This window comes from Prevotella bivia DSM 20514, assembly GCF_000262545.1.
In the GTDB taxonomy this organism is placed as follows: Bacteria; Bacteroidota; Bacteroidia; order Bacteroidales; family Bacteroidaceae; genus Prevotella; species Prevotella bivia.
This window is the reverse complement of record NZ_JH660658.1, coordinates 1-23,495: the sequence shown is the minus strand read 5'-3', so window position 1 is coordinate 23,495 and position 23,495 is coordinate 1. Positions and strand designations below refer to the sequence as shown.

Sequence of the window (23,495 nt, the reverse complement as noted above, 5' to 3'; positions counted from 1 at the left end):
TTGTTAATCACTAATTAGTGATGACCATTCAACTCCATCTATGTACATACCATCATTGGACAAGACCTTGAGATACTTCTTGATAAAGTCTTTTGTTTCCTGTCTGTCAAACACGTCTTGCATACACGCAAAAGAGGTTTTTTTATCGTAGGTATGAAATTCCGTCAATTCTGGATAGGTAACACGACAATTCGCAGATAAACCGCCAAGTTCCAAATTGGATATCATCTTAAATTTGGACAAATCTACCTGCTCTATACTCTTCATATTCGCAAATGTTATCATATAAGATCGCAACCCGCTTTTTTCTGGTAAAGCTATCTTTTTCAAATCCGGGCATTCTACAAAAACAAGTGAGGAACCACCGGGACCATTCTGTTCCTGCTCAATCGCTCTCTGACCAAACAGGGTACTATGTCTTAAATCTATTTCGCTAATACCGCTAACCTTTACCCATAGGAAACCTGTCATGTTTGTAGCATCCTCAAGATTGATGCCTTCAGAGGCATCCACGTCTGTCAATGACAAGGTCATGAGACCGCTACAGGGTCTCAGGTACGGGAGTTTCGCTTTGTTTGTCAGGTTTACAGTAAGAAGTTTGCCGTCCCAATAAGGATTGTTCACAATATATTGTACCCCTTCCAATGTCGCAGCAGTGGCAACTCCATACGACTTATTAAATACACAGGCATTCGACCTATCTTTGTTGCTTAACCGCTTGCTGATGTCAATATGAATACCGTCTTCATCAAAGATGCTGGAAAAGTATTTTTTGAAATTAGCCCTTATATTCTCATCAGGTATTTCGCGAATGGTATTGTATTTCTGCAAGTCGCCTTTTGCTGTTTCCATCTTCACGTCTATACTGCCAGACTCAATCTCTGCCTTCTTCTCTCGATAGAAACGCACAAGGTCTTTGATATTGAACTTTGCCGTCTGTGGCAAGTACATTTTCGTGATTTTGTGCAGTTGTGTTACGGTTTCATCACCATTCTCTTCCGTCTTTACATTCACCAGTCCTTCAAAGTCATAAATGTTGTTGCCCGTCAAATCCACACCAGTAATTTGTGCTGGCAGCTGGGCGAAGTCGAAAACAGGTCCATACCCGTTATTGGAGAGTTTCACATCTTTTAGGTTTGGAAGAATGTCAAGACCGCTGAGATTCTTCAGGTTTGTACCGCTAAGGTCAAGCGATGTGGTGTTGTTTGCTAATTCGTTGAGTTCCAACTTACCGTCTTTGTCGAACTGGTAACCTTTCGATTTCAACACAGTCATCAATTCTGTATTTTTAAGGGAGTTTGTGCTGTAATGAACTGTATTATCATCACTGCTACATGAGGCAAGTCCCATCACAAGGAATACCAATACTGGTAATGTTAATTTTTTTACTATTTTCATTTTCGATAATAAATTAATTGTTTTGAGTTGCAAAGGTAGGAGTCTTGTTTGGATTTCACAATACCTATTTTTTATGATTTTATTTTTGTTTTTGCAATCCTCATTTATTAGGATTTTGCTGTTTGTGAGAATTTTTATCTGTTTTACTTTTGGTAAGGCTAAAACTGTATCACAGCGATACGAGGGCATAACTATGTATCTGTGGCCGGAAACTCTCGTGATACCCGTAACCTGAAACGGAACGGTTGAGGTTCCTTCGCCTATTCAGAATGTCGTCTATGTCCATCTTTCCGTTGTTCCACTTTGCGCCGAACTTGGGATTGTATTCCGTAGCCTTGACAGTATAGTCCACTGTTTCCGAATTGTGTTGCCGACTGATGTTCCTCCGTTGCCATTCTACATCGACACCGCCGTTTATCTTCCATTGCTTACCCTTATAATCCATTCGCAGGGTGAGTGGGGTTATGATTCTGCTTGACTTCTGACAAAGAATCTATGCTCATGGTCTGCGTCTCTACTGACAAGAGGTACTGACCATGAGAAGAAACATCATAATAACCTATTTCATTCTATCACACCATTGATAAACATATCGGGCAATAGCTTGGTAGCGGGGTGGTTAATGATACGGGCATGCACCGTGACCGACTTGGAATCGTTGTCGAAGGCGGAGTTGATGTCGTAGACCTTAGCACGGAAGGTCACCTCGGGGGCATTGGTGAGCGTCAGCTTCACCATCTGCCCGATGCGCACCTTGGGCAAATCTTTCTCAAACACTTTCAGGTCGCAATGCAGGTTTACGTTGTTGACCACCGTCATGAGCGAAGTGGAGATGTCCACGAAGCTGCCCATACAGATTTTTACCTTCCCAACAATACCACTGATGGGCGATGTGACAGGAATGAGAGTGGTGAGCTTGCCTGCTGATATTGACGATGGATTCATGCCGAGCTGACTCAACTGACGTCCAATACCTACTACTTGCGCATTAGCAATAGCATAGGTCGACTCAGCCTGCTGCAAAGTTTTCAGCACACCTGCATCTTGTTTCATCAGTGTGTGCTGTCGGGCAAGTTCTGTTTTGGCTGCAGAAAGCTCATTTACAGCCGTGAGATACTGTCGTTGCAGTTCGACTATCTGTGTATTTTCTATATAAGCCACCACTTGACCGCGGCGCACTCTAATACCTTCTCTAGTTGTGATGCGCCGCACCACCCCACTTGCAATGGGAGAAACCTCTGCTTTGTTTTGTGGATCGAGTGCCAATGTTCCTGTCACACGCACAACATTAACAGTTTTACTCAAGTCGGGTGCTGGATCAGCATCAGCTTCCTCTTCACCTTCCTCTGTTTCCACTTTCTCGGAAGCAGCATTCTCTTCCTTGTTACTTTTCTTATCGTTACCACAGCTCATCACCATAACCATGGCAAGCAGTATCAGTAGATAAAATCCTATTTTTCTCATTTTCCTTGAAGATAATTCAGTTCAACAATAGCTTTATTATATTGGCGAGTAGCATCAGCAAAGTCTTTCCAAACCTCCAATGCACTCTGTAGGTTTTGCATTAACTCCACATAACCGATCTGTCCATATTCATAACTCACCTTAGAGATTCGTTCCATCTCGCGAGCTTGGGGCACTCCTATTTTTTGATAATAGTTGTAGGCTTTGTGTGCCGACACATAGTTGTTATAGGCTGCATCGTAGGTTTTGCGGAGCACGTACTCCTGATTGCGCACGTTGAGTTGTGCCATCTCCACTTCCTTGCGAGCCGCCTTCACCTGCGCCTTTTGTGCACCGAATGCTAAGGGGATGTTCACTCCCACGGAGAAGCCCATAAAGTTGCCACCGCCATACGCGCTGCGGTCAATGTTGTAGGGATTGAATCCCTTGATGACGGTCTGCACGCTAGCTCCCACAGAGAATGTGGGCAGGCCGTTGCGTTTCTCCAATTTCAGTTGTCGGTTGGCAACTTCTTCTTGACTCTTCGCTAAGGCGAGGAGGGGAACGTCTGCAATGGAATGATCGGCAAATATGAGTTCATTAGTCGCTGTGGCAAGAGGTATCACCAGCGTATCGGTATTGAGCCACTTCATCAACTGTAATTGGGCAGTGAGAAAGTCGCGCTGCGCAATGTCACTTTTGATGTCGTTCTCCTGTTTCAGTCGGATTGCATTCATCTGTTCTAATCGTCCAGTCTCTCCTGATCCGAGTTTAGCCTCTGCCACACGGTTGAAATTTTTATAGATACTGTCTTGACGGGCATAAATGTGTAACACGTCCTGTGCGTAGAGCAAGTCGTAGAAAGCCAAGCTCACCTCTCGTCGCAGCTCATTCTCGCTCACCGCCAATCGACTTTGGGCAGCGCTGGTTTCGGACTTGAGCAATGAGCGTCTGGCAGAATAAACACTAGGTAGAGCAAACGACTGACTCACCGTAATGGCATTGTCGGGACTTCCGCCACTGGTGGGATCCTGAGAGAGCGACACGGATGTGGCATCCAGATGAAAAGCAGTACCTTGAAGGATACGGGTCTTATCCACCTCCATACGTGAGCGCTGCAATGTTAGGCTACGCTCGGCAGCCATTGCCAACACCTCTTGCAACGTCATCTGTCGGCTTTGTGCCGATACTAAGATGGGAAGAAAGAGGAATAGGCTGAAAATGATATATTGTTTCTTCATGTCTATTTTGTCTTTGTTGTCTTTGAAAAGATTTTGTACATAGAGGGCAACACCACAAGCGTGAGAATGGTGGCAATGAGCAGACCACCGATGACCACCGTAGCAAGAGGTCGCTGCACCTCAGCACCGTCGCCTGTCGAGATAGCCATGGGCAGGAAGCCGAGCGAAGCCACGAGTGCTGTCATCAGCACGGGGCGCAGGCGTTCCATACAGCCGTTGATGATACAGCGGTTGATGTCGGTGATACCCTTACGCTTGAGCTCGTCGAACTGGTTGATGAGCACAATACCGTTAAGCACCACAACGCCGAACAGGGCAATAAAGCCAACACCGGCAGAAATGCTGAAAGGTATGCCGCGCAACCATAGGGCGAGGATACCACCGATGGCTGCAAGCGGAATTTCGGTGAACACAATCAATATCTCACGCATGCTGCGCAGTGTGAAGAAAAGGAGGAAGAGAATGATGATTAATGCAGCTGGTACAGCAACCAAAAGACGTGCCTTTGCCTCCTTGAGATTCTTAAACTGTCCGCCGTAGGTGTAATGATAGCCTGTTGGCAACTGCAATTCAGTGTCCAACTTTTTCTCTATATCGGCAATGGTTGTCTCCACATCCCTGCCTCGCACGTTGAACCCCACGTAGATGCGTCGCTGCCCCTCATCGTGGGTAATCTGCGATGGTGTACTTACATATTTTATCTCTGCCACTTGCGACAAAGGTACGGTTCCCCCGCTTGGCACGGTGAGCAGTAGGTTCTGTAAGGTTTCAATCTTATTGCGCATCTTCTCGTCCAAGCGCAACACGATGTCAAATTTCTTGTCTTCCTCGAAAATACTGCCTGCCGTTGTTCCAGCGAAAGCTGATTCCAGCGTGCTATTCGCTTCCTTGATGGATATTCCGTAAGCCGATAGGCGACTACGATCGTAGATGACTTGCAACTGTGGCAGTCCCGACACACGCTCCACGATAGGCGTCCCGACACCCTCCACATTTTCTATTTTCTCTGCCACACGCTTAGCAATGTTTGCCAGCGAGTCGATGTTGTTGCCATAGATATTGATGGCAACATCTTGCTTTACACCCGTAATGAGTTCGTTGGTACGCATCTGTATGGGTTGCGACATTTCCATACGCAATCCCCCTACCTCACTCATTGCCTCCTCCATCTTTTCAGAAAGTTCTGCCTGCGTTTTAGCACTCGTCCATTCACTCTTGGGCTTGAGTTGTATCATCATGTCGCCACGCTCCATAGGCATGGGGTCGGTGGGAATTTCCGAACTACCGATGCGCGTCACCACCTGTTTCACCTCAGGGAAACGCTTCTTCAGTATTTTCTCTGCCTCTGTGGTTTTGGCTATCATCCTCGACAGACTCGTGCCCTGCTTCATGCTTACTTCGGCGCAGAGGTCGCCTTCTTCTAAATTGGGAATAAACTCGCCGCCCATGCGCGAGAAGATAAATAAGGCTACGGCGAGTAGGGCAATACCTGTTGCCACGATGACTTTGCTGTGCTTAAGACTGACGCGTAGTAATGGCAAATAAACCTCACTGATACGATGCATCATACGGTCAGAGAAATTCTTTCCATGCTCCGTTTTTCGTGATAGAAACAATGCACTGGCAGCAGGAACATACGTGAGCGAGAGAATAAACGCTCCGAGAACGGCAAAGAATACTGTCATTGCCATCGGTCTGAACATTTTTCCTTCGATGCCTACCAATGTGAAGAGGGGTACGTAGACTGTCATGATGATAATTTCGCCAAATGCAGCACTCTTACGTATCTTGTTGGCACCCATACTTACCACATAATCCATATCGTCCTGCGAAAGTACACTTTTATTGATACTCTTGCCATGAGAGACTATATAGGTGGTGATACACTCCACGATAATGACTGCACCATCGACAATAATTCCAAAGTCGAGCGCACCAAGACTCATCAAGTTGCCTCCCACACCGAAAGCCTTCATCATACCGAAAGCAAAGAGCATGGCAAGCGGAATGACCGATGCTGCCACTAATCCTGCTCGAATATTGCCCAAAAATAGCATGAGTACAAACATCACGATGAGTAAACCCAGTACCAAGTTCTCGGTGATAGTGAACGTCACGCGGTCTACCAACTGCGTGCGGTCTATGAACGGGTCAATGACCAAGCCTTTGGGCAAGCTCTTCTGCACTTGATCCATGCGTTCCTTTACGTTTTTGATGACTTGTCGGAAGTTCTCTCCCTTGAGCATCAATGTGATACCACTCACCACTTCGCCTTCACCATTGCGTGTTACAGCTCCATAACGCATAGCCGAACCATATCGCACTTCTGCTACATCACTCACAAGCACAGGAACACTATTGACAGTCTTTACGGGAATTTGCCGAATATCATCCAACGTGCGCGCCAGTCCGATACCACGGATAAAATACTGACTGTTGCCTTGTTCTATATAACTGCCACCCGTATTCTCATTATTACCTTCTATGGCTTTATAAAGATCGACCACCGTGAGACCGAACGAGGCAAGACGGTCGGGATTAATGGCTACTTCGTATTGCTTTACATAGCCGCCCCATCCGTTCACCTCGGCCACACCTTCGGTACCTGCAAACTGCTTTCGTACAATCCAGTCTTGTACGGTGCGGATGTCTGATAGAGAGAATTTGTTCTCATATCCTTTCTCTGGATGAATGGTGTATTGGTAAATCTCGCCGAGTCCCGTGGAGATAGGAGCCAAGCTCACCTTACCTGCTCCGCGTGGAATCTCCTCCTCTGCCTCCTTCAGCTGTTGGCTCACCTGCTGACGCGCCCAGTAAATGTCTACATTGTCGCGAAATACGAGCGTCACAACGCTCAATCCGCTACGACTGATACTTCTACGCTCCACAATATCGGGAATGTTGGCAAAAGCCATTTCAAGTGGCGTGGTTACGTACTGCTCAACCTCCTCTGCGCCAAGCGTGGGAGCTTGAGTGATGACTTGTACCTGATTATTGGTAATATCAGGTGTGGAATCAAATGGCAATTGGCTCAGTGACACGACTCCCCATACTATAAGAAGCAATGTCATGATACCAATCACCAATTTGTTCCGTATGGAAAAATTGATGATTTTTTCAAACATGATGGATTAGCTATTAATGTTTTATCAAAAAAGAACAAGGATAAAACATCAAAGCTATAGGTGGACGCCATACACCCGCAGTATACGCCTGCAGAAGAACAGCCTCATAATGAACTATTTGCGGATTTGTTACAATAGCCGCAAAATTGGATAGTTGGAAAGAATCGTTAGTTACGTATAAGGCGAAAGCATGCACTCTGGCATCTGCACAGAAAGGTGAGCACATACCAGCTTTAAACTTCTGCATGCCACCCTCGTAATTGTTGACAGAATGGAATTCTGCCACAGATTCTGTATGTTGAATTTGTGCATACACAACTTCCTTGCATTGACAGGGAATCACTGCCAACAAAAAGACGTAAATGCTCAGGATGTATGCTATCAATTTCATATTTAGCTGCAAAAATACGAAATAACTTTTGCAACTCGGTTGCAAAGATACATTATAACGTATGTATAATCACTAATAAATATTTTTATTACTTAGGGTCTGCTCATCTGGCTTAACGAAAACCTTCGGTTATCAGTACAGCGAAATCATCCGTTCTCTCATAAGTATCTACTTCTGTGGTGGTTCATGTACCCAAGGATGTCACTACTCATTTGATGAACCACCTCTCGCTTCATCCGACACTCTGCACTTGTAGCTCTGATACTATCCTCAGAGCGATAAAGGAGTTGACGAAAGAAAACATTTCATACACATCAGATATGGGCAAGACCTACGATTTCAATACGGCTGACACGCTCAATACTTTATTGCTCAATTGTATATTTGCATCTAACCAACTGAAAGAGGGTGAGATGTATGATGCTGATTTCGACCATCAGTTCATAGAAACAGAGAAGTATGATACAAAGCCTACATACAAGAAGTTCGGACTCAATGCAACAAGTCGCATAAAAGCCTTTGTATTCAGGTTTATCTCAGTACCAGCCAAGTGGATCAGGACATCAAGGCGGTATGTGCTGAATATCTATACCTGTAATAATGCTTACGCAGATGCTTTCCAGACTGATTTTGGATAATGCCTACAACTTATGGGAATGATATTGTGTATTGCCTCAAGTCACATTGTGGGGTAAGGGGATATTGTAGGCAGAAGTGGGTATTTCAGCCTCAATTTATCTGATAATTCGGTAATGAGCGGACATGTACACGCAAGAAGGACGTTGAAGGGCTTAGTTGCGGATTTGAGGATAAAATAAAAACTGAAGTTTCGCAAGTGAATATATAATACACTTGCTTATTTATAAATTTCCTAAAATTGCAGATTTAGATTTGATAGTTGATTCTTTCGTAAAAATTTGAGTTTTTCTACATATCAAGGAAAACGAATAAGTTAGATGTGACAAGATTATTACCGAAAACTCTAAAATCATGTGCAAGAATACTATTTGAAAACCAAGATCTTTCTAAGAGAGGATGATAGCAACTTTATATACATAAAATACCCAATAATAGGTATTTGAAAACCAAGATCTTCCAAAGAGAGGATGATAGCAACTTTATATACATAAAATACCCAATAATAGGTATTGCGTGATGTTTTGGGATATTGTAATTTTGCATCAGAAAATATCCATTATTAAGAAATAAATCTCACATATCATTTATACACAGGTGTTTGAAGAGGAAAATTTAGTACAATAAAAGAATAGATTTATCCCCATTATGTATATTAAAATAAAAATGCTGTCTCTGTTTGTCACACTGACTCCATGCATTGGGTATGCCCAAAAAAACGTAGGCACACCTAAAACGTCTAATGCCATGACCGACTCTTTACATCAGATCAACGAAGTAGTAGTAAGAGCCAACCAGATGTTAGGCAGTCAGTTTGAAGCACGTAACCGTACTGGTTCGGCTTATTACCTTTCACCCAAAGAATTGGGCAAGTTTGACTATACCGATATAAATCGTATGCTGAAAAGCGTACCTGGAGTAAATATTTATGAAGAAGATGGTTTTGGATTGCGCCCCAATATCAGTTTACGCGGAACACAAGCTGAGCGTAGTGAACGTATCACGCTAATGGAAGATGGTATATTGGCTGCTCCTGCACCATACGCAGCCCCCGCAGCCTATTACTTTCCTAATGCGGCACGTATGTATGCGATAGAAGTATTAAAAGGTAGCAGTCAGGTACAATATGGACCATTTACAACAGGAGGTGCCATTAACCTAGTGTCCACCCCCATCCCGCAGGACCGATTAATAAAGTGCAGTATGTCGGCAGGTAGTTTTGGTAGTCTAAAACTACAAACGGCTATAGGTAAAAGCTTTAAGCATACAGGCTTTCTCATAGAATATTTGCGCTATCAGTCTCGCGGTTTCAGACATGATGACCCCGACGAGCGTACAGGATTTAAGCGCAATGACGTAATAGCTAAGTGGATGGTACGCACAAACAAAGAAGATGGCATAAATCACAGATTAGAACTAAAGTATGGATTTGCTAACGAAACTTCCGATGAAACATATCTTGGGCTTACTGATCAGGACTTTAACGTTAAACCATATTTTAGATATGCAGGAGCGCAAAAAGATAATTTGGTGACACGCCACTCCCAGTTTTCTGCGACATACATTATAAAAGGTGCTCGTTCATGGGATATAACCACGCAGGCCTATTACAATTATTTTTTCAGGAATTGGTACAAGCTTAACGAGGTGCGTACTGGCTACACCAAGGCTGAACGCCGCTCGATAGGCGATGTACTTGCCGACCCTATTACCAACCAATCGTACTTCGATATTGTTGCAGGTAAGGCTAACTATATAGGAGAGGCACTAATGCTGCGTGCTAACCACCGTAAGTACCATTCGCGTGGTATTCAGATAAAAGGGGAATATAAAACAATGCTATACGGTGGATACTTCACTGCAGAGATTGGCATGCGTTACCATGCTGACAGCGAGGATCGCTACCAGCAAGACGATGGATACTCTATGAATAATGGTCGTATGGAGCTTTTTTCAAGAGGACTCCCAGGCAGTCAGACCAATCGCATTACTACAGCGCATGCATTATCGGCTTATACTTTAGCAAAATGGGCAAAAGGTGTGTTTACCTTTACCGCAGGAGTTCGTTATGAAGATGTAAAGCTGTTGAATCGCGATTATACTAAAGCCGACTGGCGACGTACGGGCATGGCGCGTATAGAAGTACCAAATAGTGCAAGAGCTATTATGCCAGGAATAGGGATTAACTGTAAGTTAATGCCCCAGCTGTCATTATTCTCAGGAATACATAAAGGTTTTGCACCGCCCAGTGCTTCCCTTGGACAAAAAGCCGAGAGCAGTATCAATGTAGAGGCTGGTTTGCGCTATGCTAATCAATGGTTCAAAGGAGAACTGATAGGTTTCAGCAACAACTATTCTAATATGTTGGGTAGCGACCTTGCCGCACAAGGCGGATTAGGTACCTTAGACCAGTTTAACGTAGGACGGGCATTGGTACGAGGTGTAGAACTGCTTTTACAATGCCAGCCATTACCTACTCATTGGAAAATCCAACTCCCCATGCAACTATCTTATACCTTTACAGATACAAAGATGAAAAACTCATTTACAAGTGCATCGTGGGGACATGTTTTATATGGTGATGAAATTCCTTATATCTTTCGTCATGCACTTAACGGTCAGATAGGTGTGGAAAGCAAATGGGCTGACATAAACTTTAACATGCGATACAATGGCGACATGCGTACAGTTCCAGGACAAGGCAAGATAGCTCAACGCGAAAAAATTCCAGCCAACTTTATTATAGATGTTACCGCCAAGGTGCATATAATTAAAAATGTAGACCTTACTATGAATATGGTCAACCTTACCAACAAAGTGTATATGGTTTCACGGCACCCATCTGGTGTCAGAGCAGGCTTACCTTTTGGTATTTATGGGGGGGTACAGTGGAAACTTTGATAAAATGTCATATCGCTAAAAATATAATATGAAAATGAGAAGATCTCTATATATACAATCTATAACTATAAAAAGAACACTATGCCTATTGATCATGCTATGCACTTTATCAAGGCTCATGGCACAAGACAATGGGTGGGTAACAGGCTCTGTTACAGATACACAAGGCGAACCCATAGTAGGGGCAGTTGTTGGTATTGTAGAAAACAAGCAAAAGACGGTTACGGACATCGATGGTAATTTTAAGATAGAGGGCACCGAGGGGCAAACCATTACTGTCTCGTTTATAGGCATGCATGACTATAGGGGAAGTATTAAGGCAACATCTTTAAAAATAGTGTTGAAGAGTAATAGCAGAATGATTGACGAAGTTGTCGTAACAGGATACCAAAACATAAGAAACCGTGTTTACACTGGTGCTGCCACAGCAGTGAAAATGACCGACATCAAACTCGAGGGTATTGGTGATGTCTCGCGCATGTTGGAGGGTCGCGTGCCTGGACTGTCGATTCAAAACATATCCGGAACATTTGGTGCTGCACCGCGCATCAATATTCGTGGGGGTGCTTCCATCATGGGAAATGTTCAGCCATTGTGGGTAATCGATGGTGCTGTTTACGAGGACATGGTACATGTTTCTCCCGAAGACTTGGCGTCTGGTGATGCCGTTACGCTCATTAGTTCGGCAGTAGCAGGGCTTAATCCTGCTGACATACAAGATATTCAAGTACTAAAAGATGCCTCAGCCACATCAGTATACGGCGCACGGGCTGCCAATGGCGTTATTGTAATTACGACAAAAAGTGGTAAAAGGGAAATGCCATTGCAAATTAATTATACAACAGAAAACACATGGCGCCCTCGTCCAGATTACAGTCACTTCGATTTGCTAAACTCTCAAGAGACGATGGCTCTGTATCAGGAAATGCAAGAGAAAGGATATTTTGATCCAGCTACATCGTTATATGGACGTAGAGGCGGGGTTTATCATCAAATGTACAAACAGCTCACCACTTATGATGACGAATCACACAACTGGATGTTGCCAAACACTTATGAAGCCCGACAAAACTTCTTACGACAAAGAGAATATGCCAATACGGATTGGTTTAGGCTTTTGTTTACAAACAACCTGATGACAAACCATACAGTAAGTTTGTCGGCAGGTGGAAAAAATGTAGCATCTTATGCCTCGATAGGCTATTATCACGATGCTGGTTGGACTATTGCCGATCAGGTGCAGCGACTGACAACCAACATTAAGAACACATTTTACATAACCAATCACCTTACTGCCAAATTATCGTTACAGGCCAATATGCGTATGCAAAATGCACCAGGCACCTTGCCACAGAAAAAAAACACCATATCTGGAACATTTGAACGAGATTTTGACATCAACCCGTTTGCATACGCTTTAGGAACAAGCCGAACGCTTCGTCCCTATGATGAGTATGGGCAACGCGAATATTACCGTAACAACTGGGCTCCTTTTAACATATTGAACGAGTATGACAACAATCAATTAAAAATACAGGTAGTCGACTTTAAATTGCAAACCGAAGCGACCTATAAGTTTACTGATGCTCTTAACCTTAAAGCAATGTTTTCATACAGAAGAGCACATACAAGTAGACGACATGAAATAGGTGAAAGATCCAACATGATAGGAGCTTACCGTGCTTGTGAAACACCATGGGTGGCAAAACAAAATATATATCTTGTAAAAGACATCTATCATCCAGAACTCCTACCTAAACCTGGCATACAACAAGGTGGTGTACTTTTCCTAAACAATGCCAATATGCAAAGTATGCTGGCACGCATAGCTGTTGATTACGACAAGCAAATAGGAGTACATGACCTGAAAGGATTTGCTTTTGGTGAAATAAGAACTCTGCAGCAAACTACAAATTCTTTTCAGGGATATGGCATTAGTTATCAACGCGGTAATGAGGTGCAAAGCGCACCTGGTATTTTTGAGAAAATGTTTCAAGAAAACACCCCTTATTTTGCATTGCGTAATAGAAACGAAAGAGGCATTACGTTTTCTGGCAATATTACCTATGGCTATCAGGGCAAGTACATTTTTAATACTGTGGTGAATATTGAAGGCTCTAATGCCGCAGGAAAGGGATCTACTGCTTTATGGTTGCCAACATGGAATGTTGGAGCCAAATGGAACGTGGATAAGGAGAATTTTATGCAAGGGAATGATGTCATTTCAAAATTGGCATTTCGTATAAGTTATGGATTAACAGCCAAAATGAACGAAGCGGCAGCTAATGCATCGGCTATCTATAGAGGTGGTATAGTCCATAGGTTAAATCTAAATGACAGAGAAAACAAATTAAATTTGCTTTCGTTGGAAAACAGAGATCTTACTTGGGAAAAAATGTACGAGCTGAATGTTGGTGCAGAGGTGGCATTCCTGAAAGATCGCATTTCGGCTACAGTAGATGTATACCAACGCAATACATTCGATTTGATAGACTTGGTACGCACATCTGGAGTTGGCGGACAATACTATAAATACGCCAACTTTGGCGATATGGTTGCTCGTGGTATTGAATTCGGATTGCATACCATCAATGTGAATAACAATGCATGGAAATGGACAACAGATCTTACATTCAATGCCATTCATCAACAAATAACCCGTATGCTCAATTCACCAAACGCATTTGACATGGTGGCAGGTAGAGGTCGTGGCAACGTAGTTGGTTATCCTAAAGGCTCGCTGTTCTCGTTTAATTTCCAACGATTGGACAAAAACGGGCTACCAAACTTTAATTTTGGACGATATCCATTACCACAAAACGAGTTGAAAGATATTGTAGGAGCTGACTTCAACGACACACAATACACTAAAACTTATTTATTGTATCACGGTCCTATTGAGCCTAATATAATGGGCGGATTGGCAAATACCGTGAAATGGCGCAACTGGGAATTTTCTTGCTTCATAACAATGCAAGCAGGCAACAAGATTAGGCTAAATCCAACATTTGACACACAGTTTGCCGATTTGAATGTATTTTCCAAAAATTATCTCAATCGTTGGCTCAATCCTGGCGATGAATATCATACTGACATACCCACACTGCCTTCGAAGGAGATAATAGACGTGATAGGAATGGAAAATATAGAAAAAGCATACAACACCTACAACTACTCACAATTGCGTGTGGCCGACGGTAGCTTTGTCAGACTAAAAAATATTGCGCTATCCTATTATTTAAAACCAAGTTGGATGAAAGCGATAGGCTTAAAAAGTGGAAGTGTTCGTTTAAATGTTACAAATCCACTATTGATTTATGCCGATTCCAAACTACATGGGCAAGATCCTGAATATTATCAAACAGGAGGCGTTTCACTGCCTACGCCTCGACAATATACTTTTACTTTAAATGTTGGTTTTTAAAATGAAATACTATCTATATAAATATGTCTTGGTCTTTGCCACTTTAGCTCTATGTGGCTGTAACGATTTTTTGGACAAAATTCCCGATTCGGACATTGATGTAAACATAGACAATGAAGAAGGAATTGCCCAATTACTTGCAGGAGCTTATCCAGAGGCAAGCTATATTCCTTTTTTAGAGCCTCGTACTGATAATGTAGACATCAGAGCAAATGGCACACATACACAACTGAACGAAGAAATGTTTTATTGGGAGGATGACACCCAAGAAGACATTGACACACCCTTAAATTATTGGAATAGTTGTTATAAAGGGATTGCGCAGGCCAACAAGGCTTTGGAGCTGCTAAAAAAATATCCGAAGAATGAACGTGTCAAGGCTTTATATGGCGAGGCATTTTTGCTTAGAGCTTACCTTCACTTTATGCTGGTCAATATCTGGGCAGAACCTTATGGTAATGCAGAGCAATCTCCTGGTATACCTTATGTTAACAAACCCGAGAAACATGCGCTGACTAATTATAACAGAGGTACTGTCAGCGAAGTATATGATAGTATTGAAAGCGACTTGAAGCGTGGTGTCACCTTAGTCACCGACAGATATTATAAGCAACCTAAATATCACTTCAACAAAAAAGCGGCTTACACGTTCGCCTCTCGCTTTTATCTGATGAAAGGTGAATGGGAAAAAGTAGTGGAATATGCTAATTATGTGTTAGGCGCTGACCCCAAAACTATGTTAAGGCATTGGGTGGGATATTCACGGCAATTTGAGTTTAAACGTCAGCGTTTGTCTACACGCTACACATCTCCCGACGAGCCTGGCAACTTATTGATTTGTACCACCGAGTCTCGGTGGGCGAGACAAATGCCTACGGATCGTTACGGATCAACCAAACAAACTGTTGACGAAATATTCAACAAAAGAGGTATCGAAGGGGGAGGCGATTTCTCTAAAATGACTTTTGACGGTACATATCCTTTTGTTTATTCACCATCACCTATAGTAAATGGTAAGTATATCGCCAAGTTTGATGAGCTGTCTACCACTGAAAGCATTGGATTAAGACCTCGGGGAATTTACGTGAGCAATGTATTGTTTACTGCAGATGAAGCTTTGCTTAATAGAATGGAAGCTTATGCCATGCTAAAACAGTATGATAGAGCCATTAATGATTACCTGCAATATATGCAGGGTAAGTTTGGCTTTATGCCTACTGTTGAAAGGGATATTTATATGCGTACAAGTGAAAATAATTATGATGTGTACACCCCTTTCTATGGCATGACATTAAAACAGCTTGCATTGGTAAAGTTATTTGCCGATTTCAGGCAAAAAGAGTTTTTTGCTGAGGGGCTACGCTGGTTAGACATTAGAAGGTTTCATTTGAGTGTGAAGCGTAATACAAAATCTAAATATTATTTCCCCTTAGAGAAAGACGACCCACGAAAAGTATTGCAAATTCCCATAGAAGCACAAAACAGAGGACTGGCTCCTAATCCTCGTGAACGCAAAGAACTCATTAGATAAACATAGTAGGTAATTTATAACGCAACAAAATGAATATACAGAAATATTTCTTAGCATATATAGGCCTATGGGCATTACTGGCAACGTCTTGCCAACATGACACACTATCAGATGACAGTGTTGTGGACAGCAATGCCACTCAAACGCAAACGGCACAATGGATAGAACAGCATTTTACCAAGGTGTATGGTCCAGAGGTGGTATATCAGTGGCAAAAAAATAACAGTCAGAAAGGAGTCTATGTGTATCCTCCTGACACTACCAACATAAAACAAGTTCTTAACGCTATTAGCTCTTTATGCTTTGATACCTTTAGGGATATTCAAATGGAAGGCAAAGGCAACCTGCTTAACTACTGTTTGCCAGTACGCATTACATTATATGGGGGCGGAAACCCAGATAAGAATGGTGTTGAGCGCATGTACAACATTGCGTCACAGCCAGTAGAGATGAGTATATATCATGTTAATGATTTTGATGCAAACGACAAGCATAAAGTTAATAGACTTGTTCGCAGCGTATATCACCAAATGATGAAACGAGTGTTAGAGCAGATACCATACGATAGAGCTAAATTTGCTGCCATCAGTGAAGGAAAATATATCACCGACACTCAACTCCTCTCCGAGATAAATGGTGCGAACAACGATATTGGGTTAGTGGGATATGCCAACAAACGTGGATTTTACACCTATCTTTCCATGCTTAATCCTGAGGACGACATGGCAGAGATGTTAAGCGTTATCTTGACATCTACACCAGCAAAACTTAAACAAGCAGAAGATGAAGCACGTACACCAGACGAAGACTCTGACCCCGAAGTGAATAAACGCTATGAACAAGAGGCCGATCGTGCCTATCATGATTTTATGGCAAAAAAAATGTTTGTCGAGCAGTATGCTTGGAATAACTGGCACGTTAAATTGCTCACATTGCAACTTAAGAGCGTCAGAACCTTGAATAAATATCTAAATACAAAATAAGATGAAGTATCTTTCATACATACTCCTCACTCTACTTGGTTGCATTTTCTACAGCTGCCATGATGAAGAACGAGAATTTGTGAACACATCTACCCAGCGCAAGAGGCAATCCATTGAGGCGTTGAACACTGAGCTGGTTAACAACAAAGCAGGATGGTTGGTTATGTATTTCCCTAAAACAGATTCCTTGCTGTTTTCTAACATCAGTGATAAAATAAAAGCCGAATACCAATACGGAACTGACAGATATGGTTATGGAGGTGTTTGTTTTACCATGCGTTTTTTACAACATGGGAAAGTAGAGATGCGTGCCGACTTTGACCCCAAAAGTGTTGCTACTTCCATGATGGGCGAATACAAAATAGGGACAAATAGTTGCACCCAACTTACTTTTCTTACCACAAACTATATACACAAGCTGGTCAATGATAGTTATGGAGGCGCATGCGACTGGTTATACCAAGGACGTGATGAAGACGGATTTCTGGTATTCAAAACTGCCTCATACCTTAAGCCAGCATGCGAATATATTTTGATGAAACCCTTGCATGATGTGCATGAGTTTGCCGATGCGGTAAAACAAGCATACGATAACAGACGAGTATTTGAGCAAATGAAAAATCCACAGTTATATATACACAGAGGCGGTCGTGTTTACTTTCAGAGCGATTACTATCTTGGCAGAAACGGTGGACGCGTGGCCACGACCGAGAAACAGAGATATTATCTGTTTATGGAGGTGACGAAACCTAACCCTATCCCAGACTATCCACCTAAAGAATTTTCCGTGTTGGGTTCTGGATATTGTGGCACGTCTAAAGGTATTACTTTTAGAGCAGGTCTGCGATTGAACAACAAACAGGTGTTTGCCGACTTTCAACGTATTGGCAACCATTTCGAAGCTGAATTGGTAGAAGTGTATCATCCCGAATGGAGAAGCATTAGGTTAGTAAGTAAGCATCTGCACCCAGAAGGAAAAATAACTGGTTTGAAAGCGGTTATTCAAGACGCTCCTACCAATGAATAAAATATAAACAGATAACAACGAACGGTATGAAAAAGAAATTATATATAACACTCTCAGCCTTTACCTTGATATTATTCTCAGCATGTTCACCTGCCGTAAACGACGATGCCGATGAAGACTACGACAAATTATTTCCATTTAAGGGAATAGAAAAACCAAAGATATCGTACGATGATCAAGCCTTGCAATTAGCAAGCATCGATATGAATGAGAATAGCTACGTCTACCCAGGAGTTGAGATTAACGGTGAGAAGCGTACTTATACGGTAACCCTGATTTGTTCTTTTTTTGAAAAGGAATTGCAAGGCAGCTTGGTGCCTGATGAAGAACTTTCCTCAACTTATACTATCAGATACATTGATGCTGACAAGACCCTGAAAACCTTTTTCACGGAAGCTGATGATTTTGATGATAGCGATGTAAAATTGCTTAAAAATGGAGAGGAGCAAAAAATTACTTTTCAAGCCATGTCTGGCTTCCCTATGTTTTTGCAAGTAAAGGGCGGAGGTCCAAGCAACTCATCTGTGCGCGCCACCATTTCAGCTGTATCCAATGATGGACTTACTATTGTGCGCCCTTTACATGTAGAGCAATTTCAAAATGAAGAGGGTATCAATTTAATTAAAAATCCATTTTGTGGATATATCATATTGCCATAAAGATAATGGGATAAAATCATGAAGAATAAACGTAACAGACCTTTTTGTATATTCATGCTGTGGTTGGCACTGTGCACCTCCATAACATCATGCACAACATGGTCCGATGAAACCATAGAGTCATCGTACATCATGCCTACATGGCCAGACCCAGAATATAAGTTTGTCAGGAATGATGAAAGTAGTGTTAATACATTAGAGTGTGAACTGTTAAAAGAGCCTGCTGATATTGTATATCACTCGTTCATGAAAGAAGCTCGTATATCAAGTGTCGTACAGCAGGAGCGGATGAACGGATATTTCAAGCAAGGAGTGTATGGTAAAGCGCCATTTGATGAGATAGCTACATCTATAGTTCACCGTGTTGACAGGGATCGCATCCTCGCAGTCTTTCAACAATTATTCAATGAGTCGAGAGCATTGAGTGGTTACGGCTACCCTCGTCCTGCCGATATTCGCAACACCAAGGCACAAATGGGCAAAGGAGGATATATAGGCTATAATATTGGCGATGAAAACTTAGCGTTTGTTAATGCCAAAGGTGTAGCCGTGGCGGAAGTGTACAATGAGATGATTAGGGGAAGCATTTATTTGGATAAAATCCTGAATGTGCATCTTAACCCAGAGTTATACAACGACCAACAGCTTTTGAAAGATCAGGCAGCTTCAAATCTGGTAAACGGACATAATTATACAGAACTGGAACATCATTGGGACTTGGCTTATGGTTATTACCAATACTGGTTGCCCATTGTGCAAAAAAATGAACGCAGTGCGCTAAAGGGAAGTCGTATTAAACTTTACAACGCCTTTGCGGCAGGACGATTGGCCATGACCGAGTATAGGTTTGACGAGATGAGAACATGTCTTTATACCATTAGGCAAGAACTGTCTAAGGTAGTCGCCGTGCATGCCATACAGTTGTTGTCAGGCGAAGTGACAAATGCCAATTTACACGAGGATATCAGCAATGCCCTGGTATTCCTGTCACGTGCCTATGGTGCCGTGTTCTCGTTGCAGTTTGCCGTGAATACAGAAGGGAAACCATTATATACCTTTGATGAGGTACAAACGCTTTTAGATGCACTTACTCAAAGCTCTGGGTTGTGGGATAAGCAGCGTCTGGAAGGCGATTCCACTACCCCTGGATCCATTGCCTATACTGTAGCACAAATCAAGCAGCGCATAAAATGATAAGCATATATGCGATAACTCTTATAAGAAAAAAGTAAAACTATGAATTTATATAAACTATTATTGTTAGCGTTCCTATGGTGTACGTTAGACGTAACAGCTCAAACACATCCCAACTTGATATTGAACGGTGGGTTTGAAGAGTGGCGCGCCGCTGGCATCTATGAGAAACCTATGTGTTGGTATTTTTCAGTGAGTAGCATTGAAAAATCAAATCAAGCACATGGTGGCAGCCACGCTGTCAAGTTAGTAGCAATCTCGCATACGCTATCTATAATTGACCGAGCATACAACTATTATTATATGAACATTGAGGGCGGAGCAACTTATCGCCTTACCTATTGGTATAAAGGTACGTTACAGCGTGCCAATTGTGTTTCCACCGTGATATGGGGCAAAGAAAAGCGCAAAGTTAAAACGGATGCAAAGAAAGCTTCAAAGGATATGGTCACAGATGCATCCCCTACAGAATGGAAACAAAAAACTATAGATTTTGTCGCTCCGCAAGGAGTGGATTGCGCGGGGTTTTGTTTTGAAATGAAAGAAGAAAATTCCGATGCCAATAACTATCTATTGATTGACGATGTGGTTTTTAAGAAAATAAAAAATAGTACTATTACCGAGGATGTACCGATGCCTTATGATGTGAAAGTTTCTGCACAACAACATGAAATTTTTATGTCGTGGCATCCTGTGCAAGGCAGTGGCATCAAATACAATATTTTGCTTAATGGAAAGCAGGTTTCTACAATAAGCACAACCAACTATATCTTGCAAAAAATGCAGCCTAACACTCCCTACGAAATAGGTGTGCAGACGATTATGCCTGACGGAAAGAAGTCGAAAGTGGCTAAAAAAAACATTACCACAGAATCAATAATAACAGGTAGGGAGGATGAAAATCGCATTCCCTACATCTATCAAATTAAGAACTATGGTGATTGTCCACGAAACATAGAGTTGTTTTTCAACGATTTATATGATGTCAACGCTCAAATTAAATATACGCTTGACGGTATTCCCTTCGTCCCTGTCGACGGATACAAATTGGTTTTCAACAAAACGGGTAAACATATATTAGTTGTGGACATCATTGAGAGTGATGGCAAGGCTTGGACCTTGGAATATAACTTAAATGTGAAATAAGCTAATCAACATGAAGCATATATATAGTTGGCTATCAGTGATAATACTTGGCATGTCGTTGACCGCATGCCACACTGAGTCGGATTTAGAACCGTCTAAAATATTGATAGGGGATAACGACTTATCATCTATTGATGTGTTTACGCACGCGACCCGCATGTTAATCTTAAAGGGTGAGACTGGTAAATACAAGTGCAATATCAACAACTCAAAGTTGGCTACTGTCAGCATCAACGAAGATACATTACGTGTTACAGGTATATTGGAGGGTGAAACGTATGCCACTGTTTGGTCGGGCGATGAGTGTCGCAAGTTGGATATAAATGTTATAGTGCCCAACATTACCTCTACCGAGGATGTCATACGGTTGTTCCCTCGGGATGAGAGCCGATCGGTAAGTGTCAATGGTGGAGGCGGCATGGCACAAATGAGTGTGGAAGACCCTATGCGTGTTCTGAAGAAGGTTAAGTGGAACGCCAAGACCAACATCATAGAAATAGATACCTATTGCGAGGGCGACGCTTATCTCCACATCACAGGGCAGGATCATCAAACCAAAACGATTAAAGTAGAAGTGCGATGCAAAGGCGAGGCTGATGAGTCGGGAGTATATAGCACCACGTCGAGAAGTTTAAGCGTTTTGATGCGCAACACGTTGGTGGTACATCGCAAAGGTGTGGGTGTATGGATATTTAATGAGGCAACCCCAACAGCCTCCAAGAAAACCATCAAGATCACGCCTGCTATTATAAATCCCCAGCAAGGTACCTATGTTGATGTTGAGCTCGGTTTTCGCTATCCAGACGAGTTCAGCTCTCTAAAAGAGGGCAAACACAAATTATACGTCCAGGAAGTCAGGGCGAACCATGTAGTACTTGCCGGGCGTGGATTTAAATTTGTAATACCCTACGAGAAAAAATAATATATCTAATTTTCAATATATGTTTGCCATCTATCCTATATAACTTTTGGCAAAAGAAAGACGTATTCAAATTATTAATAAAACTATTGCTGTCCAATAAAACTTTTTGATACCCTATAAATTTAGGGCTGACTCCTTCATTAGGAATCAGCCCTTTTTAGTTACTTTGTAGTCTCTAAACAAAATTCAAAATATTATCGGACAGCCACTCTTTAATCAGATAATAAATTTGATCAATAAATCAAATGTTCTTCATTTTAGTCGTTCAATGGGTGGCGAACGCTATATTAAACGTTTTGACAGCTGGACTCACCTTGTAGTTATGCTCTATGCCGTCATCATGCGTTTCGACTCTTTGCGTGAGATATTACTTACGTTGATACAACTAAGAAAAAGCCTAAGCAAATATCGCTTCTTACGAACAATATGGAGTTAGATCCTAACGACATTATCTTGATTTATCGTAAAAGGTGGGAAATAGAGTTACTTTTCAAGCAATTAAAGCAGAATTTCCCGCTTCGCTACTTCTATGGAGAGAGCGAGAATGCCATCAAGATACAAATTTGGATTACCTTGATAGCCAACTTACTGCTCAGTGTGATGCAAAGAGGATTAAAACGTTCGTGGAGCTTTTCGGTCTTTGCTACAATGGTCAGAATAACCCTGATGTACCATGTAGACTTCTATAGTCTGTTTAATCAGCCTCAAAAGGACTGGGAAAGATGTGTTAAAGAGGCTGTTTCGAATCCACCACCGATGCCGTTATTCAGGGAATGGGGGCTTGGAATTAAAAAAACATACTTCAACACCATAAAATAAGGGGCTGAAGCATGAGTTATGAGGAATATAAAGTTTTAGCGGACAGCAATAATACATTATTAAAAATTCTTCTCTATTCTGTACACAAAGGGCAAAGTGTGAGTTCTTCAAGCATATGTTGTAATTTTGCACCTGCTGGTTGACTCTACGTATGCGCCCAAAAACGCTTTAAAAGAAAAAAAACGTATTTTTGTTTTGGTAGTACAAAAAAAAATCTTAACTTTGCACTCGCTTTAAAGAACAAAGCATTCGACTAACAAAGTTGCTTTCTGGAGAGATGGTAGAGTGGTCGATTACAGCAGTCTTGAAAACTGCCGCACTGAGAGGTGCCGGGGGTTCGAATCCCTCTCTCTCCGCTTTAGGTACTCTGAAATGAATATCAGAGAGAAACCTAAGAAAAACGTAAGTATCATAGCTACAAGTAGTTATGATACTTTTCTTTTATACCCATCCTAATTTTCAGAGTATGCACGGAGGGGGCAGAAACTCCCAAAATGCTCTAAAAAGGCTACAATCAGGCTACACATTTTCAAGGCAAAATAAAAATGTAGCCAAGAGTACATACAGAGTACATAAGGAGTATGCGTAAATTATTGCTATTCAAACAAATATGTTGAACTTTGCAGCGTGATTACAGAGGTGTTTTTGTTACCAT

Annotated in this window: 16 protein-coding genes, 1 tRNA gene and 2 pseudogenes; 13 read left to right on the top strand and 6 right to left on the bottom strand. The window is 42.1% G+C overall.

All coding sequences use genetic code 11. From position 1 onward, the window contains the following. Window positions 1-3: 3 nt before the first annotated feature. The 6 genes from PREBIDRAFT_RS00090 to PREBIDRAFT_RS00065 all read right to left on the bottom strand — a co-directional run bounded on the left by PREBIDRAFT_RS00090 (window position 4) and on the right by PREBIDRAFT_RS00065 (window position 7,523). Window positions 4-1,398 (bottom strand): leucine-rich repeat domain-containing protein, encoded by a 1,395-nt coding sequence (locus PREBIDRAFT_RS00090; protein WP_004337918.1) that lies wholly within the window; start codon window positions 1,396-1,398, stop codon window positions 4-6. Between the two features lie 169 nt (window positions 1,399-1,567). Continuing rightward, window positions 1,568-1,843, bottom strand: a complete 276-nt coding sequence (locus PREBIDRAFT_RS00085; RefSeq protein ID WP_036863870.1) for a hypothetical protein — start codon at window positions 1,841-1,843, stop codon at window positions 1,568-1,570. A 119-nt stretch (window positions 1,844-1,962) separates the two neighbouring features. Continuing rightward, on the bottom strand, window positions 1,963-2,862 hold the full coding sequence (locus tag PREBIDRAFT_RS00080) for an efflux RND transporter periplasmic adaptor subunit (protein ID WP_004337917.1): 900 nt from the start codon (window positions 2,860-2,862) through the stop codon (window positions 1,963-1,965). After that, window positions 2,859-4,082, bottom strand: coding sequence for a TolC family protein (locus PREBIDRAFT_RS00075; protein WP_004337916.1), 1,224 nt, complete (start codon window positions 4,080-4,082; stop codon window positions 2,859-2,861). Before PREBIDRAFT_RS00075 ends, PREBIDRAFT_RS00080 begins: the two co-directional genes overlap by 4 nt. Before the next feature lie 2 nt (window positions 4,083-4,084). Further along, on the bottom strand, window positions 4,085-7,207 hold the full coding sequence (locus PREBIDRAFT_RS00070; RefSeq protein WP_004337915.1) for an efflux RND transporter permease subunit: 3,123 nt from the start codon (window positions 7,205-7,207) through the stop codon (window positions 4,085-4,087). Between the two features lie 13 nt (window positions 7,208-7,220). Then, a complete protein-coding gene (locus tag PREBIDRAFT_RS00065) occupies window positions 7,221-7,523 on the bottom strand; it encodes a hypothetical protein (RefSeq protein WP_004337914.1) in 303 nt (100 codons plus the stop codon). Between the two features lie 193 nt (window positions 7,524-7,716). Here PREBIDRAFT_RS00065 and PREBIDRAFT_RS10845 point away from each other — a divergent pair. The 13 genes and pseudogenes from PREBIDRAFT_RS10845 to PREBIDRAFT_RS00005 all read left to right on the top strand — a co-directional run. After that, window positions 7,717-8,086, top strand: a pseudogene (locus PREBIDRAFT_RS10845) (IS1380 family transposase); the annotation flags it as partial. Window positions 8,087-8,882: 796 nt separating this feature from the next. Next, complete coding sequence (locus PREBIDRAFT_RS00055; protein WP_174299178.1) at window positions 8,883-11,135, top strand: TonB-dependent receptor family protein; 2,253 nt, start codon at window positions 8,883-8,885, stop codon at window positions 11,133-11,135. A gap of 34 nt (window positions 11,136-11,169) precedes the next feature. Beyond that, window positions 11,170-14,559 carry a SusC/RagA family TonB-linked outer membrane protein gene (locus PREBIDRAFT_RS00050; RefSeq protein ID WP_004338865.1) on the top strand — a complete coding sequence of 1,130 codons (3,390 nt, stop codon included), beginning with the start codon at window positions 11,170-11,172 and terminating at the stop codon, window positions 14,557-14,559. Between the two features lies 1 nt (window position 14,560). After that, complete coding sequence (locus PREBIDRAFT_RS00045) at window positions 14,561-16,090, top strand: RagB/SusD family nutrient uptake outer membrane protein (protein ID WP_004337910.1); 1,530 nt, start codon at window positions 14,561-14,563, stop codon at window positions 16,088-16,090. 29 nt (window positions 16,091-16,119) lie between these two features. Next, on the top strand, window positions 16,120-17,073 hold the full coding sequence (locus tag PREBIDRAFT_RS00040) for a putative zinc-binding metallopeptidase (protein ID WP_004337909.1): 954 nt from the start codon (window positions 16,120-16,122) through the stop codon (window positions 17,071-17,073). Between the two features lies 1 nt (window position 17,074). Further along, on the top strand, window positions 17,075-18,100 hold the full coding sequence (locus tag PREBIDRAFT_RS00035; protein WP_004338864.1) for a DUF4302 domain-containing protein: 1,026 nt from the start codon (window positions 17,075-17,077) through the stop codon (window positions 18,098-18,100). Window positions 18,101-18,126: 26 nt separating this feature from the next. Then, the gene (locus PREBIDRAFT_RS00030; protein ID WP_004337907.1) at window positions 18,127-18,759 is read left to right on the top strand and encodes a hypothetical protein; all 633 of its coding nucleotides are present in this window, start codon (window positions 18,127-18,129) and stop codon (window positions 18,757-18,759) included. An 18-nt stretch (window positions 18,760-18,777) separates the two neighbouring features. Then, window positions 18,778-19,953: a DUF4856 domain-containing protein gene (locus tag PREBIDRAFT_RS00025; protein ID WP_004338863.1), complete on the top strand. Its 1,176-nt coding sequence runs from the start codon at window positions 18,778-18,780 to the stop codon at window positions 19,951-19,953. Between the two features lie 42 nt (window positions 19,954-19,995). After that, window positions 19,996-21,099 carry a fibronectin type III domain-containing protein gene (locus tag PREBIDRAFT_RS00020; protein WP_004338862.1) on the top strand — a complete coding sequence of 368 codons (1,104 nt, stop codon included), beginning with the start codon at window positions 19,996-19,998 and terminating at the stop codon, window positions 21,097-21,099. 10 nt (window positions 21,100-21,109) lie between these two features. Next, window positions 21,110-22,021 (top strand): hypothetical protein, encoded by a 912-nt coding sequence (locus PREBIDRAFT_RS00015; RefSeq protein WP_004337904.1) that lies wholly within the window; start codon window positions 21,110-21,112, stop codon window positions 22,019-22,021. Window positions 22,022-22,250: 229 nt separating this feature from the next. After that, window positions 22,251-22,457, top strand: a complete 207-nt coding sequence (locus PREBIDRAFT_RS11640) for a DUF4372 domain-containing protein (protein WP_231093094.1) — start codon at window positions 22,251-22,253, stop codon at window positions 22,455-22,457. After that, window positions 22,388-22,840: pseudogene (locus tag PREBIDRAFT_RS11635) on the top strand (transposase); the annotation flags it as partial. The gene PREBIDRAFT_RS11640 and the pseudogene PREBIDRAFT_RS11635, both read left to right, overlap by 70 nt. Before the next feature lie 271 nt (window positions 22,841-23,111). Further along, a tRNA-Ser gene (locus PREBIDRAFT_RS00005) sits at window positions 23,112-23,196 on the top strand. Window positions 23,197-23,495 lie beyond the last annotated feature (299 nt).

Excerpts from the sequence above, each read along its gene's own strand:
- PREBIDRAFT_RS00025 (WP_004338863.1), top strand. The coding sequence starts at position 18,778 with ATGAAGAATAAACGTAACAGACCTTTTTGTATATTCATGCTGTGGTTG.
- PREBIDRAFT_RS00075 (WP_004337916.1), bottom strand. The coding sequence starts at position 4,082 with ATGAAGAAACAATATATCATTTTCAGCCTATTCCTCTTTCTTCCCATC.
- PREBIDRAFT_RS00085 (WP_036863870.1), bottom strand. The coding sequence starts at position 1,843 with ATGGATTATAAGGGTAAGCAATGGAAGATAAACGGCGGTGTCGATGTA.
- PREBIDRAFT_RS00040 (WP_004337909.1), top strand. The coding sequence starts at position 16,120 with ATGAATATACAGAAATATTTCTTAGCATATATAGGCCTATGGGCATTA.
- PREBIDRAFT_RS00080 (WP_004337917.1), bottom strand. The coding sequence starts at position 2,862 with ATGAGAAAAATAGGATTTTATCTACTGATACTGCTTGCCATGGTTATG.
- PREBIDRAFT_RS00015 (WP_004337904.1), top strand. The coding sequence starts at position 21,110 with ATGAAGCATATATATAGTTGGCTATCAGTGATAATACTTGGCATGTCG.
- PREBIDRAFT_RS00030 (WP_004337907.1), top strand. The coding sequence starts at position 18,127 with ATGAAAAAGAAATTATATATAACACTCTCAGCCTTTACCTTGATATTA.
- PREBIDRAFT_RS00020 (WP_004338862.1), top strand. The coding sequence starts at position 19,996 with ATGAATTTATATAAACTATTATTGTTAGCGTTCCTATGGTGTACGTTA.
- PREBIDRAFT_RS00035 (WP_004338864.1), top strand. The coding sequence starts at position 17,075 with ATGAAGTATCTTTCATACATACTCCTCACTCTACTTGGTTGCATTTTC.
- PREBIDRAFT_RS00045 (WP_004337910.1), top strand. The coding sequence starts at position 14,561 with ATGAAATACTATCTATATAAATATGTCTTGGTCTTTGCCACTTTAGCT.
- PREBIDRAFT_RS00070 (WP_004337915.1), bottom strand. The coding sequence starts at position 7,207 with ATGTTTGAAAAAATCATCAATTTTTCCATACGGAACAAATTGGTGATT.
- PREBIDRAFT_RS00090 (WP_004337918.1), bottom strand. The coding sequence starts at position 1,398 with ATGAAAATAGTAAAAAAATTAACATTACCAGTATTGGTATTCCTTGTG.
- PREBIDRAFT_RS00050 (WP_004338865.1), top strand. The coding sequence starts at position 11,170 with ATGAGAAGATCTCTATATATACAATCTATAACTATAAAAAGAACACTA.
- PREBIDRAFT_RS00055 (WP_174299178.1), top strand. The coding sequence starts at position 8,883 with ATGTATATTAAAATAAAAATGCTGTCTCTGTTTGTCACACTGACTCCA.